This is a genomic window from Acidithiobacillus sp. AMEEHan (assembly GCF_030996345.1).
Classification (GTDB): Bacteria; Pseudomonadota; Gammaproteobacteria; order Acidithiobacillales; family Acidithiobacillaceae; genus Igneacidithiobacillus.
The window spans coordinates 1-13889 of sequence record NZ_CP118747.1 but is presented as its reverse complement, the minus strand read 5'-3'; the positions used below and the strand labels follow the sequence as shown (position 1 = coordinate 13889).

Annotated in this window: 10 protein-coding genes and 1 pseudogene; 10 read left to right on the top strand and 1 reads right to left on the bottom strand. The window is 55.5% G+C overall.

The features are described 5' to 3' along the window. Positions 1-15: 15 nt before the first annotated feature. The 7 genes from fliF (at position 16) to ORD17_RS00025 (ending at position 9388) form a co-directional block, all read left to right on the top strand. Positions 16-1725, top strand: a complete 1710-nt coding sequence (gene fliF, locus ORD17_RS00055) for a flagellar basal-body MS-ring/collar protein FliF (RefSeq protein WP_308388894.1) — start codon at positions 16-18, stop codon at positions 1723-1725. Continuing rightward, complete coding sequence (fliG, locus tag ORD17_RS00050; protein ID WP_308388893.1) at positions 1709-2713, top strand: flagellar motor switch protein FliG; 1005 nt, start codon at positions 1709-1711, stop codon at positions 2711-2713. Before fliF ends, fliG begins: the two co-directional genes overlap by 17 nt. After that, positions 2714-3580 (top strand): flagellar assembly protein FliH, encoded by an 867-nt coding sequence (locus tag ORD17_RS00045; protein ID WP_308388906.1) that lies wholly within the window; start codon positions 2714-2716, stop codon positions 3578-3580. A 201-nt stretch (positions 3581-3781) separates the two neighbouring features. Further along, positions 3782-4456 (top strand): TnsA endonuclease C-terminal domain-containing protein, encoded by a 675-nt coding sequence (locus ORD17_RS00040; protein ID WP_308388905.1) that lies wholly within the window; start codon positions 3782-3784, stop codon positions 4454-4456. 77 nt (positions 4457-4533) lie between these two features. Continuing rightward, positions 4534-6618: a DDE-type integrase/transposase/recombinase gene (locus ORD17_RS00035; protein ID WP_308388904.1), complete on the top strand. Its 2085-nt coding sequence runs from the start codon at positions 4534-4536 to the stop codon at positions 6616-6618. Beyond that, a complete protein-coding gene (locus tag ORD17_RS00030) occupies positions 6602-8251 on the top strand; it encodes an ATP-binding protein (protein ID WP_308388903.1) in 1650 nt (549 codons plus the stop codon). The genes ORD17_RS00035 and ORD17_RS00030 overlap by 17 nt, the downstream gene beginning before the upstream one ends. A gap of 9 nt (positions 8252-8260) precedes the next feature. Further along, complete coding sequence (locus tag ORD17_RS00025) at positions 8261-9388, top strand: TnsD family Tn7-like transposition protein (protein WP_308388902.1); 1128 nt, start codon at positions 8261-8263, stop codon at positions 9386-9388. Here ORD17_RS00025 and ORD17_RS00020 read toward each other — a convergent pair. Beyond that, positions 9377-10594, bottom strand: a complete 1218-nt coding sequence (locus ORD17_RS00020; protein ID WP_014003049.1) for an ISL3 family transposase — start codon at positions 10592-10594, stop codon at positions 9377-9379. The genes ORD17_RS00025 and ORD17_RS00020 overlap by 12 nt on opposite strands. 73 nt (positions 10595-10667) lie before the next feature. Here ORD17_RS00020 and ORD17_RS00015 point away from each other — a divergent pair. From ORD17_RS00015 to ORD17_RS00005, 3 genes and pseudogenes are all read left to right on the top strand, one after another. Beyond that, positions 10668-11414: pseudogene (locus ORD17_RS00015) on the top strand (TnsD family Tn7-like transposition protein); the annotation flags it as partial. Continuing rightward, positions 11411-13042 (top strand): hypothetical protein, encoded by a 1632-nt coding sequence (locus ORD17_RS00010; protein WP_308388901.1) that lies wholly within the window; start codon positions 11411-11413, stop codon positions 13040-13042. The pseudogene ORD17_RS00015 and the gene ORD17_RS00010, both read left to right, overlap by 4 nt. 531 nt (positions 13043-13573) lie before the next feature. Next, positions 13574-13780 (top strand): hypothetical protein, encoded by a 207-nt coding sequence (locus ORD17_RS00005; RefSeq protein ID WP_308388900.1) that lies wholly within the window; start codon positions 13574-13576, stop codon positions 13778-13780. Positions 13781-13889: the final 109 nt, after the last annotated feature.

Here is a 13889-nt window from a genome sequence, read left to right as displayed (position 1 = left end):
CAGGGTTGATGCCCCATGGCCGAAGAAGCCCTGAATCCGTCTGCCGCACGTTTGGATCTGCGCCAGTGGCAACAACGCTGGCAGGAGATGCCAGCCAATCGCCGGTTCGCCTTCCTGGTGGTGCTTGCCGCTGTCGTTGCCGTGCTCCTCGTCGTGGCGCTGTGGCATGGCTCTGGCAACTATCAGGTCCTCTATGCCGGGCTTTCCGATCGCGACGGTGGTCAGGTCATCGCGCAATTGCAGAAATTGAATGTTCCCTTTCGCATTACCGATGGGGGTACGGTCATTACCGTCCCCAGTGATGTGGTGTACAGCACGCGGATGAAGCTGGCGGCAGAGGGCTTGCCGCACGGCGATGCGGTAGGTTTTGAACTGCTCGATCATGAACCCATGGGTACCAGTGATTTTGTCGAGCATGTCAATTATCAGCGTGCCCTGGAGGGTTCGCTGGAGCGAACCATCTCCTCGCTCGGAGAAGTCGAGCACGCGCGTGTGCAACTGGCAATTCCCAAACCGTCGGTCTTTCTGGATCAGGAGCAGAAGCCGACCGCATCGGTCATGCTCACGATGTACCCCGGACGGCAACTTTCTGCCGGTCAGGTGGCGGGGATCGTCCACCTGGTTGCGGCCAGCGTGCCGGGTCTCGAGGACAAAAATGTCACAGTAGTCGATCAACACGGCAACCTGTTGAGTAGCAACGCCAACCAGTCCCTGGGTCTGCAACCGGCACAGTTTGCCTACCAGCAGGCAGTCGACGCGCAATATCAAAAGCGCATCGAGGCGATCATTTCCCCAATTGTCGGGAGTAGCGGAGTGCATGTTGCGGTATCGGCAGCCATCGACTTTGCCAAAAGCGAGAGCAGCTCGGTCACCTATGGTAAGAATCAGGTACTCAGCCAGCAGACGCACAGCAGTAGCAGTAACGGTGGTGAAGGGCCATACGGTGTGCCGGGCGCGCTCTCCAATCAACCACCGGGAGTGGCCATTGCGCCCCTCACCGCGCCGGTGGTTTCTACGCTCTCCCCGGCGGGACTGATCGCGCTGGCTCCCACGCTGAAGAGCTTGGCGCCCACCCAGAGCAGCAACGACACGACGACCAATTACGATGTCGATAAAACCATCGTCCATACCGTCAGCCCGGTCGGCAGCGTCAAGCGGGTTTCCGTCGCGGTATTGATCGATGAAAAGCCACTGCCGGGCGGTGATGGAAAGCAGTTTTCTGCCCTCGCGCCAGCGCAGATCCAACAGATTCAGCAATTGGTGGAGGAAGCCATCGGCTATGATGCCAAGCGTGGTGACTCCGTGAAAGTCGTGCAGATGCCTTTTGCCGGCAGTCAGATGAACGCCGCTCTGCCGTGGTGGCAGCAGTCCTGGTTCCTCAGCCTGGCCCACGGTGCCTTGCGCTATCTGGCCATCCTTCTGCTAGCCTTCCTGCTGTTCCTGGGGCTCATCAAGCCGGTCTTGCGGATGCTGCGTGACCGACAGGAACGAGCGCAGAGTGCGGCGCTGGCAGCGGCGCGGGGAGAGCAGGAACGGCAAGACCAGCAGCGCGCAACGGCAGGGGCCCAAGGGGGACGTGTCTGGGCTGGGGAAGAGGGAGAAGTCGAGCTTCCGGCGGATCCGCTCAAGGCAGATCTGTACGTGGCAAGGCAACTGGTGATGCAGGATCCGGCCCGGGCTGCCCAGGTCGTCAAGGAATGGTTGAACGGTGAGCAGCGAAGCTGATCTGAATGGCATCGAACGCAGCGCCATTCTTCTGCTCAGTCTGGGCGAGGATGAAGCTGCCGAAGTGATGCGGCACCTCGGCCCGCGCGAGGTACAGAAGCTTGGTGCGATGATGGCAAAAATGGCGCAGGTGAGCACCGATCAGGCACGCACGGTACTCTCGGATTTTCGCGCCCGCCTCGAACATCAGACATCCTTGGGGATCGGCAGCGATCAATACATTCGTGGCATGCTCACCAAGGCCCTGGGTGACAAGGCGGGATCACTCATCGACCGCATCCTGCATGGTGGCGAGGCCAATGGTCTGGAAAACCTGAAATGGATGGACGCCCGTTCCGTGGCCGATCTGATCAAACTGGAACATCCCCAGGTACTCGCCATGATCCTCGCCTATATGGAGCCCGAGCAGGCGAGTGAGGTGATTCACTTCTTGCCGGAGCGCACGGTTGGCGAGGCGATGATGCGTCTTGCCAGCCTGGAAACCGTGCAGCCCGGAGCGATCCGGGAGCTCAACGAGATCCTGGAGGAGCAGATTTCCGGCGATTCCCAATCTCTGCAAGTCGCGACCTTGGGTGGACCCAAGGCAGCGGCGGAGATTCTCAACCGGCTGGAAACCAGTCGCTCCGGCAGCATTCTCGATCAGATTCGTGAATCCGAGCCCGAACTGGCGGAAAAGGTACAGGAAAAGATGTTTGTCTTTGACGACCTCGCCAAGCTCGATGACCGCAGCCTACAGACCCTGCTGCGCGAGGTGCCATCCGATGGCCTCGTCGTTGCCCTGAAGGGGGCTCCGGGTCCGCTACGCGAGAGCTTTTTCGCCAACATGTCCAAGCGTGCCGCGGAAATGTTGCGGGACGACCTGGAAGCCAAGGGGCCAGTGCGCCTGAGCGAGGTGGAGGCCGCGCAAAAGGCCATCCTGCAAGTGGCCCAGCGTCTCGATGCTGCCGGCCAGATCAACCTGAGTGGCGGTGGTGAGGAGATGCTGTAAATGGCTGCCTCCGACACCGACGTCATCCAGCGTGAGAACATAGCGAATTTGCGTGCCTGGCGTATGCCGCAAATGCCGGGTATCGCCACGGCGACGAGGGCACCGGAGGTAGAAGAAAACCCTCCGGCAGAGGAGGCGGGCGAGGAAGTCGAGCTGCAAGACTTGCGGCCGCCGACGGCAGAAGCCCTGCAACAGTTGGTTGCGCAGGCGGAAGAGGAGGGGCGGCAGCGCGGGCGGAAAGAGGGCTACGCCGCTGGCCGCGACGAGGGTCTGCAGGCGGCCAGAAAGGATATCGAAACCTTTCGGCGGCTTGTAGAGCAATTGGCCGCGCCGGTTGCGCAGCTCAACGACCGCGTGGAACAGGCCCTCCTCGCCCTGGCTTTGGAACTGGCAAGGCAGGTGATCCGCCAGGAGCTGCAGACGCATCCGGAGCAAATTCTGCCATTGCTGCGGGAGGCGCTGGCCACGGTGCCAATCGCCAGCGGAGCAACGGTCGTCCGCTTGCATCCACAGGATTGTGCGCTGGTTGAAGAGCGGTTGCCTGAGCTGCTCGATGCGGGAGTTACTCCGGTGCCAGACGAGGCACTGGAATCTGGTTCGCTGGTCGTGCAGGTGGGCCTGGACACGGATTCCCTGCGTCCCGATCGTCGCTGGCGGGAGCGTTCCGAAACGCCTGCCACGGAGCTCGACCTGCGCCTGGCGACGCGTTGGCGTCAAGTATTGGACACGCTGTTTGCCGGACCGAGGCCTGAGGATGGTGTTAACGTTACAATAAAGTATCATCCCAAACAATATAGTTTCATCCCCAACAATAAAGTCTCATTCTCGACAATAGAGTATCATCCTGATCTTGCGCTCCAGAGCTAGTGGAGTATGCTTGTTCAATAAGCGGCTAGGAGAGGATGCCTTGGCTCGCCAACGCTACGATATCGACGAAGACCGGATCGCGCGCTTCCAAAAGGAGGGGCGTGGAAGGGGCGTGGCGCAGATTACCTCCCATGGCTTACCACGCGAGACGTACCATCCCAAGGGCGGTGCCACCGCATCAAGGGGAACAAGACTGGGCGCGTGCATCACCTCCTCTCGGATATTGAGCGTAATACTTTTTACTTGTTTGATTGGGCAGATATTGTCACGGATATCCGTGAACAATTTCCATTAGATCGCAATATCACTCGTCGTATTGCAGGAGATCTTGGGATTCCCCACCCTCGCATTGCTCACAGCTCCGCTCCTTTAGTCATGACCACGGATTTCCTAGTGGATGTTTATGTTGGCGGACGGCTAATACAGCTGGCGCGAGCAGTCAAGCCGGCAGACGAATTGGAAAAGCCACGTGTGATTGAAAAACTGGAGATGGAACGCCGTTACTGGGAGCTACAAGGTGTGGACTGGGGAATCATCACCGAGCGGGATATCCCTGAGGCGATGGTACGCAATATTGTCTGGGTTCATAGTTATGCCGAAATTGACCAGATCAAACAACCCTACGAAGGCTACTTTTCGGAGAAGGCGAGGCTAGTATTTCAAGAACTTCCGTCACATCCCGGGCCTACCCTCCGGCAGTTCTGCGCTGACATGGATCTCCGGTTTTCCATGTCTGCTGGTGATTGCCTACTTCTAGTCCGACACATGTTGGCTAAAAAGATGATCGTCTGTCCAATGGATCGGCCCATAGACGATTCCACGCCGTTGCATCAATTCCGATTGTCTCAGCGTGAGTCCATGAGGGCCAGCGGATGAGAGAACTTGCGGTTTGCCAATTGCTGGAATACCCCGAGGAAGGGAGGATCGAACGAGTTCTATGGATCGACCCCGCAATGAGCGGCCTCTACAGCATCGATATTCAGGCGTCTACTGCCATGCCCCTTTTCCGGGAGGCAGAGGAAATAGAGCGGATGCGCGAGACGGGGGAATGGCGCCTCACCGATCCCGACCCCTGGTTGGCATTCGTGGCAGACGAGGCCATCCCCGAGATCTACCGGCTAAAGAGGGACCGGGCGTGGACGATGATACGTCCTCTAATTCTTGACCAGCCAGCCATCTTCCAGCCTCGCCTTAGAAGTCGGGCGGTTCAGGCCGTGATGGCGGAGACGGGGGCTACTAAACAGACAATCTACCGCTTGCTACGACGATACTGGCAGCGCGGCATGACACCGAATGCGCTGCTCCCCGACTATGATCGATGTGGGGGACGAGGCAAGGAGAGGGCTTCCTCAGGAAAGAAGCGGGGAAGGCCCGCCGATAGGGACGATTTGGGCGTCAACGTCACGCCAGAAATGCGGCAATTATTTCGCTCGGTTGTCACCAAAAAATTTGCAAAAAATGCACAAATGGATCTGCGAGTAGCCTATGACGAACTGATCGCAAGTGCTTTTTCCGATCAGGCGATCAATGAGCAGACCGGGCGGCAGGAACTGGTCCCACGCAAAGATGCGCCAACCTTCAGGCAGTTCTGCTATTGGTCCGAAAAAGACAACGATCTTTTTCGAGTCGATCGCATCCGTCGCACGCCGCGCGTCTACGATAAGGACCGACGCGCCATATTGGGATCATCGACGGCAGAAACAGTCGGTCCCGCTTCTCGTTTCCAAATCGATGCGACAATTGCAGATGTCTATTTGGTGTCGCGATATGACCGTGCGAAGATCGTCGGGCGCCCGGTATTGTATATCGTCATCGACGTCTTTAGTCGCATGATTACGGGAGTGTATGTTGGATTTGAAGGACCTTCCTGGGTTGGTGCGATGATGGCGCTGGCCAATACTGCCACGGAAAAAGTGGGGTATTGCCGCCAGTTTGGCGTCGAGATAGGTGAGGCAGACTGGCCGTGTCAAGCTCTTCCCGATGCGCTACTTGGTGATCGAGGTGAAGTCGCCGGCAGTGCTGTTGAGACGTTGATCAATAACTTTCAAGTGCGCGTCGAAACCGCAGCACCCTACCGTGCGGACTGGAAGGGTATTGTTGAACAGCGGTTTCGACTGATTCCTGCCCGTTTTAAGGCCTACGTTGCAGGCTATGTTGCCACCGATTTCCGGGAACGTGGCGCCAAAGACTATCGTCTGGATGCAACGCTGGATATCGACCAATTTACTCGTATCATCCTGTACTGCATTCTCTACTATAACAATCAGCACGTCTTGAAGGATTATGAGAAGACCCCGGACATGATTGCGGACGGAGTTCAGGCGATACCCTCCGAGCTATGGGATTGGGGGATTGCACACCGAAGTGGTAGCCTGCGTGTCTTCCCACCAGAGTTGGTTCGACTGAGCCTGTTGCCGAACGCTGAGGCGATGGTAACGGCCACTGGAATTCGCTATGCCGATTGCTTCTACACTTGCCAGAAAGCGATAGAGGACCACTGGTTTGAACGCGCCCGGCAAAGAGGGCGCTGGAAGGTGAAAATTTCCTACGAACCGCGCTGCATGGATGTGATATACCTTCACGATGATCTGAGGCAAGGGAAATTCATCTCCTGCACTCTGACAGAAAAGAGCCGCCATCATCTGGGCCGAACTCTGTGGGAGATAGATCAAATACGTCAGGAAGAGCGCCGCGCAGGACGCAATAACGAGCAACATGTTCAGCGCGGGCGTATCAACTTGATTGAGACAATAAAAAATGTCATGCAGGAGGCCCAGATCATGCAGACGAACGCGCCCAATTCTTACAGTAGCAATCGCCAGAGAACGGGTAGCATTCGCGAAAACCGTCGCCGGGAAAAACGGGATAATCAGGAGCGAGAAGCCTTCCAAACCAAGCGGCGCAGGGAGGATGCCAAGATAAAGGGGGAGATCCTCCACTTCCCCACGGGAAAAATGGAGGACGACTACCGTCTACCGGACATTGCGGAGATTCTTCGTAGGCAAAATGAAGAACAGGGTGATGACGATGCGGGATGACATGACCACCCTTGCTGAATACAGCGAAAACCCGTTCATCGCAAAGTTGCCGCCCGTCTTGTCCGTGAATGAGGCATTGCGGGCTATGGCAGGGCCACCAAAATTCAGTGAAAAAGAGCGTGGCTATCCTGCCCATCTGCGGGCACATTGCGTCCTGCGACTGAAGAACTATTTCGAGCCGCTCGAGAACCATCTGCAATTGGAAGCGAAGTTCGGCATGCTTCTTCGCCAAGGGTACCTTAGTCGCAATCCCAACACTAACGACTACATTCACCGCCTGCAGGAGGGCTACGAGCGAGTAATTGGGAAGGATCTTGCCGCTGTCCGGCGCCCAATCCGCTCTACGGCGAGTAGCTTTGCCCTGATCGGTTGCTCCGGCATCGGCAAGAGCTACGGCATGGGCAGGGTCCTGGAGCTCTACCCGCAGGTCATCCACCATGTCCACCCTTTCAGTCTTGACCAAGTGGTTTGGCTGAAGCTGGATAGCCCCTACAAAGGATCGCCTAAACAACTTTGCATTAGCTTTTTTCAGGCGATAGACAATTTGTTGGGCACCCGGTACCGCGCCCGGTATGGGGCCAGTCGGAGCTCTCTTGATGAAATGATGGTCCAAATGGCGCAAATCGCCAACCTGCACGCCCTCGGTGTACTCATCGTCGACGAGATTCAGCATATTAGGGAGGCCCCGGGCACTGGAGCCGACGCCTTATTGAATTTTCTTGTGACATTGGTGAACACCATCGGCATCCCGGTAATTGTCATTGGTACGCTGGGAGCGTTGCCGTTGTTGCAGGGAGATTTCCGCCAGGCGCGTCGGGCCAGTGGCTTAGGAAGTTTGGTCTGGGAACGCATGGAACAAGGTCCGACCTGGAACTATTTCGTCGACCGCATATGGAAATACCAGTGGACGCGAGAGTTGTCCCCGCTGACCGACGAGATTCGTCAGGTGCTTTATGACGAAAGTCAAGGAATTATTGATGTGTTGGTCAATCTTTTCATGATGGCACAACTGCGTGCCATACAGCTGGGAGCGCTGCGAGACAGACCGGAGTGTATTGACCCTGGTCTTCTGCGTCAGGTTGCGCGTGAGCACTTACGACTCATCCACCCCATGATTGACGCCTTAAAGCGGGATGATCGGGAGGCAATCGCAAAATATGACGATATACGCCCATTGCATGACCATGCTGCACAAGTCTTTGGGGACTCGCTTGCGCGCTTATCGGGGCCTTCTTTTGAGAAGGCCCCTGCCCCCGAGAGGTTGGCGATTGGCGAGGATGCAAGCGAGAACCAAGTTGTAGCGGCGATCTTGCGCGCTTTGGGAGACTTGGGAGTGGCGCCGGACCTTGCAAAGGTTCTATTGACAGAGGTCCGTGCCGAAAATCCGGGGCTATCCGCCCTGGATCTCGTGGCAAACATCGCCGCGATGCTGCAAGGACGAGGGCCCGTGCGTCCAAGCGCCAAAGTAGGTCGGAAGAAAGTACGAACGTCCATAGCTGGGGCAAAAGCGTTGTCTGACGCGAATGACCTCAGGTCAGTTGTCACCGCTGGGAAAAAAGATGGGCTGTCTGCTTACGATTCACTGAAAGGTGTTGGAGTGATTAAACCGCCTCTGAATGACCTTGCTGGATGAAGGTCGTCAATGCTTGCCTACTTTCCCAGAGTGTATCCGGATGAACTGCTTTACAGCGTGCTTGCGCGATACCACCGGCATACGTGTTCTCAAAGTCCAAAGCAGACCATTCAGGATTTGTTCGGTGCCACGGGCGTGAAGGCGAATGTTGCGCTACAAAGCCGGATAGCGGCTCTCTGTCAAAACATACCAGCTGATCGTGGACTTGATCCTGAAAAACTGATCAAAGAAACTACGCTCCTCCCTTATTATGTAGCTTTTGCCACGGAAGAGGTGACCAAATTTGCCATTTCCCAGTTAACCGACGGCCATGCGGAATCGGTTTTCGCGCGACTTGGCATTGCAGCGAGCGTGATCTCGGCGCCAGATAGTCTGCGATATTGCCCAGTTTGTCTGAGTGAGATGCAGAGACAATACGGAGAGTGGTACTGGAGGCGTAGCCATCAACTTCCCGGTGTTCTGTTATGCCCAGACCACAAGGTTTTTTTGGTTGATAGTAGCATGGTCCCCAACGGAGAGAATCAACATGCATTTATTGCGTGCTCTCTACAAAACTGCAAACTTCTAGCGTTGGCCAAGAGTTGGGAATGCGAGCCGCAGGGGATGACGTTGTTGCAAGATATCGCTGATCGCAGCGCGTCCCTTTTGGCTGCTGCGTTGAAGCATGAAGAATGTCGTGATTGGGGGGTATATTACCTCGCCGCGGTTCGCAACCGAGGTTTCGCGAAAGGAAAGCAGAGAGTAGATCAAGCGTCCTTTCGGGAAGCTTTCTCTCGTTTTTTTGCGCCGATTGCCAATGTGGTTCCACAAGCGTTCAATGGGGACTGGCCTGTGGCCATGGTCCGGAAGCACCGTAAGGCATTTCATCCACTACAACACATCTTGCTGCAAATGTTCCTTGACCGATATCCAGTTATTGTGAAGCCTGCAGATCCTTCATTTGAAGAGGGTCCATGGGAGTGCCTCAATCATTTGGCAGAGCACTTTGGGCGCAAAGTCGTTGAATCGTTGACTGTGCGCCGGGAGATGGATAGGTTTGTTGGACGGTTTTCGTGTGCGTGCGGTTGCAGTTACACGCGAGTGGCGGGGTCCTCGATTCCACCACATATCGGGTTCTTCGATGTTTCATGTGGGTAGCCTGAGATCCAGTTTACCGAGGATCAGGTAGGCCATGTTGATAAAGTTCTTGTGGGTACGGTAGCCACGGGCTTTTGCCTTGGCGGACTGGAGGAGGCTATTGAAGCCTTCCAGAATCCCGTTGGTGATCTGGCTCTCGAACCAGCGGAGCACACCATCCCAGTGATTCATGACGGTGTAGGCGACCTTGACCATTGGCGGTAATCCGCTGTCCTTGACGTTTTCCACCCAGGCCTTGAGCAGGGTGGCGCCCTGGTGGCGATTCTGGACGGTGAAGATTTCTTGGAAGGTCAGGCGAAGCTGATAAGCCTGTGCTGTCTTGAGGTTCTGGTTCTTGAGGATCTCCCGGAGCCTGGCGCTTTGCTTGGCGGAGAGCTTTCCCGGGTTCTTGAGCCAAAGCCAGCGGCTCTTTTTCAGGTCTGGTTGGGAGAGGGCTTCCCCCTTGCGTACGGCATCTACGGCCTCATTGACGAGCTTCATGAGGTGAAAGCGATCGAAGGTGACCTGGGCGTTGGGCAGGTGTTCTGCGGCCCCTTTTTGGAAGGCTGGCGAGAGGTCCATGCTGACCTCCGTAATGGCCTCGGCGCTGCCGCCATGGGCCTGCAGATCTTCGGCGAACTGCGCAAAAGTCTCGGCATCCTTGCCGGGTGTGGCAAACAGCAGGCGCTTCGCCACGAGGTCCACAAACAGGGTGATGTAATCATGGCCGCGCCGGCTGCTCGTCTCATCGATACCGACGGAATGGACCTCTGACATGTCCGCGGCCTCGCGGGCCTTGGCGACGTAATGATCGAGCACCCGCCAGAGTCGCTGGTCCGTCTCCCGCACTAGGCGGGAGACCGTCAACACGGGCATCTCCCGGACCATGGCCATGACTAGAGCCTCAAAGAGCAGCGTGAATCCCGAGCCTTCCCGCGCCCAAGGGACGGATACCAAATGCACGCCGTGTTCCGGGCAATGGACCCGTGGTACGCGGGCATGGAGATAAGCCGCATGCTGGAAGAAGTCGAGGTGACGCCAGACCTTCTCCTGGGTGTCATAGACCGGGCAGTCCTGGCCGCAGACCGGACAGGGAAACTGACTACCCCTTGGGAAGTTCACATGCAGGTCCAGGCGCTTTTCCTCCACCGTGAACCGCACATCGTCCACCATCCACGGCGGAACCAACCCCAACGCCAGAGTGAACAGTTGATTACCTTGGTCCATCCTTATCCTCAGCTCGCTGCCCTTCCCATAAAGCAATCATACCGCCTTACCCACTCAATGTGTCGAGGAGCCACATATCGTCGATTATGGCCCCCTTTTGGATGTGAGGCTGAAACAGAGAGTGCGGGAAGGGCTTGGCCTTAGATCGATCGCACGTGATCTCGGCGTTGACACTGGAACAGTGCGATTGCGGGCGAGCAAGCTTGGTTTGCCTGTACCCTGGAAGGCATTATCCGGACGAAATGTTAGCCAGCGCCCGCTGGAACGGGATTCGATGAGAGAACATTGGCTAGATATCCAGCGTAATCGCCCGGCGTTGTCACGTCATCAACTCGCTCGTTTATGCCCCAGGGAACATGCTTGGCTCTATCGAAACGATAGAGAATGGCTGATTGAACATTCGCCTGCACCGAAACATGGGAAATGGCTGGATCAACGAGTAGATTGGAAGGCGTTTGATCGTCACATGGCAATCCAATTGCGTAAGGCTGCTAAGGATATACACCAGCAGGTTCCGCCGCGACGGGTTACCCAGACAGCCTTAGTGCGCACGCTGGAGCATTCCCAGCGCCTCTTTAAGTCCCGTTCAAAATTGCCTGAAAGCGTCAGGACCCTCGATGAACTGGTAGAAACAGTTGAGGATTTTCGCTTACGTCGCATTACCTGGGCAGTAGCCGAACTGAACCGGCAAGCTTTGGAGGTGCGCGCTTGGCGCGTTCGTCGCCTCGCGGGGTTGCCCCCAAAGGCCTCAGATCGGGTGGAAGCGGCGCTGACGGCACTGGTTGAACACCCCCAGCCCATCGCGGGTGCTGCATCGTGATTAGAATAAAAGAGTTTTGCGATGTGTCTGAGGTTCTTCAACTTTATTGGTTGGCCGGGCTTCAGAAAAACGCCAAGAATGATTGGCTATTAAATGTCGTAACGCGAGGCGAGTCTTCGGGGGGCTTTGTCATGTGGAAACTCCCGATTGGCCTATTCCCAGTACTCGCACTCGGCTACACATTTCATGACGGTCAGTTAGATAAAATCACCTATGGCGAGTATGCGGATGTGATAATTCCAAACTTGGCAGAAGGACAGGAAACGGATTCATCCGCCATCCCTGCTGAGTTATACCCATTTTACGGATGGTCATCCGGGGTGCAGCGATTGTTTCGTTACGAAGTGGGCCGGGTAGAGTATCTGATCCCGGCAATGGAGCTGATCCGCAGCCTCTTTCTACATAATAAAACGCTTGCAAACTATATCATGCAACCTGGTGGTATCATGACACTCTACAGACCGATTATGCCAGGGTATAGCTCTCGATTGCAGCTAGACTTTACGCAGAAAATGCCAGTCAGGTCCCTGAAAAGACCGTTTTTGCTGGAATTTGCATGGCTGGCTGTGGACCCTGAGGGGAGGCGGTCTTGGGACAGCGTTTATGAGCGATCAGTCAATCAACGATTCATGACATTTGATCCTCCGGAGTTACGCAACTGCAAGATCAAGTTTCGTGGCGTTCGTGAGAAAAATCGTTGGTTGATCATGGAGATAATCGAGATAGCAGGGAAGAACGTTCCTTGTGATATTTTGTATTATTCACATCCATCACTGAAAACAGATGTATCTGTCCAGATGCCAAGAGGCGAGTTAATCACGCGGAAGAAGCGCGGTGTATCCTCGGAAGATAGTCCTTTCACGGTGGATATAGAGAGTTCTGGAAGCAAGACGGATGTGAATCAGCCAGCGCTGCAACTAATGACAAGGTCCAGTATTTTCGAGCGAGAAGTAGAAGTGTTCGTAGTAAAAAATGGAAATCGGATTCGTTATCGAAAGGTTGGAGATTTGGCTGGTATTGGGGGATTTAATGAAAATATAAATGTTAACGTTCGCAGTGGTGTGGCAAAAATCCCCCCGAAGAAGGTCAGTGTTGCGCCTGAGTCGCAGTTTGATAATTTGGCCCCTTTAGAATTTCAGTTGCTTACAATCGAGAGCAAAGAGAGTTCTGAAGATTTGATGAGGCTAATGCAGGTCATAAGAGAAATGGCAAATAGGCTTGTCAAAGTGGATGTTTTGATGGCGCTCTGCCGCCTGCCTGTTGGTCGATCGTTCTCTATGATTGGAAACCGCCAGAGATTATGTCTAGTAGCAGTATTATTTCAGAAGGGCAGTCATCCTATTGTCTTATTGGACGTGGAACACAGAAAAAATACAGCGCTATCTACCCTCCTTATTAGGTACAAAGGCGAATTATCACTTCAGGATATTGAGGGACACGTTTTGGCTCTTTTGGGTGGAGTTGATCGTCGTGGTGGACATTGGGATTTAGCGGTAAAACCTCCTTGTCCTGCCGATTATGAGCCTTTACGAAAAGTGATGAGGCCCGTGCTGGCGCGCCGAACAAGAGAGGCGGAAAACTATTTCTGGGCAGAAAAACTTAAACTGATGATCTTTGGGCGGTTGTGAGTTGTTTGAGCGAGTCAGTCCATATGAGCGGAAATAATGTTTGCTTAGAGAATCTCTGAGCTAGCGCGAAAATCGGCATGATTCTGGGTGGCCTTGTTGCGCGGGGTAGGACGATGAAGTCTCAATATTGGTGTGGATACATGGCGAAGCAAACCCTCTACGACAAGCTTTGGGAGCAGCATGTGGTGCTGCGCGAGGAGGATGCGGAGGTCGCGTTCGGCAATAAGTCGATTAAGTGAGATGATGGAAGCGCCACTCGCTTCCACGAATGCGACGTCATGAGCGGCAAACAGTGCTCGTTCGGCAGCCTTCTATGGAGAATGTGCTCGCCAGAACATCTCGCACGTGATTATTCAGCCTTGGCCACGCGTTTGCGTGAAGGTTTCCCGATGAAGTTCGACCGCACGAATACAGCCTGCCGGGGCCTTCACTGGCATGCGCGGATCCGATCTTCCATGCTGCCAGAAGCCGTGCGATGGCCGGCAACAAGAAATCCCCGCCACCAAACGACGGCTCTAGGAGCTTGAGTTTGTGCAGCGGACGGTTGGCCTCATAGCCACTAAGATCGAGAAGAAAATCGACGATTTCGCGGCGCGTAAAGATGGCGCCGCGCGCCTCGATGCCGGCGTCGGTTGCGAGGATTTCGACTGCCTACGCTACCGGGTAATGTCGCTGCAAGGACGACTGCCGGGCGGCGAGTCCTCCGCTGCTCGCCTGGAGCGAAGCGAGGGCGAGTAGTCCCTGGTAGATGCAACGGTGTACTGTATCCGCCGAAACGACCGCGAGAGCTGGGAGTGCAGGCGCGTGCAGTGCCGCATGGTTGCCGTCAAGTCAGTTGGGAGACGAG